This window comes from Planctomycetota bacterium, from assembly GCA_016235865.1.
Lineage (GTDB): Bacteria > Planctomycetota > MHYJ01 > JACQXL01 > JACQXL01 > JACRIK01.
Genome location: JACRIK010000028.1, coordinates 1 through 2345, shown reverse-complemented (window position 1 = coordinate 2345; position 2345 = coordinate 1). Strand labels below are relative to the sequence as shown.

The following is a 2345-nucleotide window of genomic DNA, read 5'->3' as shown; positions in this document are numbered from 1 at the left end:
GTCCCCGGTGGTGATGCGGCCCACCAGATTCACGGCGCTGGCCGGGCGGATCTCCCCGGGCACGCTGGCAGGCGTCAGGCCGAAGAAAATACAAAAGGCCTTGCCCGGGGGCCAGTAGCCCAGGTCCCCCACCTGCACCACCGGAGTGGCGGTGTCGTCCAGGTCCGCGACCACGTGGGGCACGGAAAAATAGATTTCATCCCCCCAGAGCTGGGCCTCCCCGCTGATGGGCAGGGCCTCGGCCAAGGCCAGGGCCGCGGGAGTGTCCGTCAAATAGCCTTCCAGGCGCAGGTCATTGGCGATGATGACGATCTCAGTGGGCATTTATCCTTTATCTCCATATTTAGACTATCCTTTCATATTATCGTGGCTTTTTAAAGAAGAAGCCATAAACTAGAAGAGCAAGCCCTCCGACCTCACCGATTGTGGCACCACCTAACCAATGCAGGAATGCTGATTCTAGTTGGAACCCCCAGGCCTTGAATCCTTGAAGGAAAATTATTAAAATCGTAAAGAATAATAATGCACCATATGCAGATAGAAGGAACTTTGTTGTTGTTCCCTGCCATTGCATCATATGTTCCCTTTCTCTTATATCTATTGATTTACTGCTAAATTCTTTTACTTGGAGTGGTTCTGAAACTTCTTTAAAAAATTCTTTTTTATCTAAATGTTCTGTATCCGTTTTTTGGGAGGGCATATAGGGCTCCTAAAATAAAGAGAGACTTGATTTATATCAGAAGTCTCTCTTTAACCCTTTAATAGTTATAGTAAATTTGTTTATGTGGCAGATAGCAATGGCATTATTACTTCTTTATATTTGTGATTTTTCTCATCAACAGAGGCTATAATCCTCCCTTCGCGCTTCTCTTTAATTGCCCATTCGAGCAAAGATAGCGCGTTGTTAAAGAGGTCTTTTTTGGTTCTTATACCAGCCTCCTTCATCAGAGTTTCCAGTTCCTTGATTTTGGATTCTGGTAACTCAAACTGAACTCTTGCATTCATAATTATCACCTATTTCTTAATTACATAAGTTGGCTTTTGTTAAGCTCAGAACTGGCATTATCGTTAATGGATAAATTGCATAATATTTTATTAATCATCCAATGTAATCTTAATATCAGGGTCAGCATTGTCCGGCGGCTCTATTTCTTTTGAGAAAGGTCCCTCAGGTTCTAAAATTTCCGGTTCCTCTCTATGCGGGCTAAAGAGGTCTTTCCAGTTTGATGTTTCCATTTAAGGCTCCTCCTTGGGACAAACTTAACCTCTATTCTCTTTCCCATAACTTCGCTCCTTTCCGGCTTTACCGTCCAGTGAGACGGCGTTACCGGTGGCGGGTTCGTTAGGTCATTGACCTAACAATTATTGCTCCATTCCGGCTTTACCGTCCAAGTGAGACGGCTTTACCGGTGGGAGCAAGGTCAGGGTCGGGGGATGACCTGACACTCTATTTATGCTCATATATAACTCATTTATTGCTCATGTCAAGAAAATTCAGCATGCTAGAAAAAATATTTTTCGATGATATTTATGCCATAGATTTTATATATGGTTTATCTTTGTCCTATAGCTTATTTTCTTCCCTGGAGGCTTTCAGAGGCCCATATCTCTTCCATTACCAGCGCCGTTAAGAGAGGAAAGAGCAGCTCGTGGTGGCCGGTCAAGGCATAGCCTTGTCCCACCCCCGCGGTGGGCCGCCGCACCACGTTGGTCAGGGGGCGGTAATGTTGGACAAAATCCAGGTTGACGGTGGTCAGGGGCTCCACCTTGTGGCCCAGGTTCCGGGCCAGGGTGACGGCCTTCAAGAAGACCTCGGGCATGATCACCGCGGAGCCCAGGTTAATATATAAACCCCCGGCCAGGCGGCTGACCAGCGCCGCGAAGATGCGAAAATCCAAATGGGTGGTGGCGCCCAGGGCCTCCGGGTCCACTGAGGGGTGCAGGTGAATGATATCCGTGCCCACGGCCACGTGCACGGTGAGAGGAATTTTCTGTTCCGCGGCCGCGGCCAGGAGGCTCAAGTGTTTATAAGGGAAATCGGACTCCAACACGCGGCGGCCCACGGCCTCCCCCAAACCCATTTTTTGTCCTGCCCCCCAGGAGATGGCGTGGTTCAGAAATTCCCCGGTCTCTTTGGCCATGCCGAAGCGGCCGCAGCCCAGCACCTCATCCACGTCCTCGGAGGTTTGTCCGGCCATGGCGATTTCCGCGTCATGGATGATGCCCGCGCCGTTCAAGGCCACGCCGGTTATCAGCCCCCGGCGCAGCAGATCGATGATCACCGGGTTGAGCCCCACCTTGAAAGGATGAGCCCCCATGCCCAGGAGAACCTGGCGCTTTTCCCG

The 2345-nt window shown here is 49.9% G+C and carries 5 protein-coding genes; all 5 read right to left on the bottom strand.

Going from position 1 to position 2345, the window contains the following annotated elements; all coding sequences use genetic code 11:
• Positions 1-324: hypothetical protein (locus HZA49_09310; GenBank protein ID MBI5779635.1), on the bottom strand; the 324-nt coding region annotated here is incomplete at its 3' end.
• Positions 325-361: 37 nt separating this feature from the next.
• A complete protein-coding gene (locus HZA49_09305; GenBank protein ID MBI5779634.1) occupies positions 362-700 on the bottom strand; it encodes a hypothetical protein in 339 nt (112 codons plus the stop codon).
• Positions 701-780: 80 nt separating this feature from the next.
• Positions 781-1005, bottom strand: a complete 225-nt coding sequence (locus tag HZA49_09300; GenBank protein MBI5779633.1) for a hypothetical protein — start codon at positions 1003-1005, stop codon at positions 781-783.
• 90 nt (positions 1006-1095) lie between these two features.
• Positions 1096-1236, bottom strand: a complete 141-nt coding sequence (locus tag HZA49_09295) for a hypothetical protein (GenBank protein ID MBI5779632.1) — start codon at positions 1234-1236, stop codon at positions 1096-1098.
• Between the two features lie 335 nt (positions 1237-1571).
• Positions 1572-2345: hypothetical protein (locus HZA49_09290; protein MBI5779631.1), on the bottom strand; the 774-nt coding region annotated here is incomplete at its 5' end.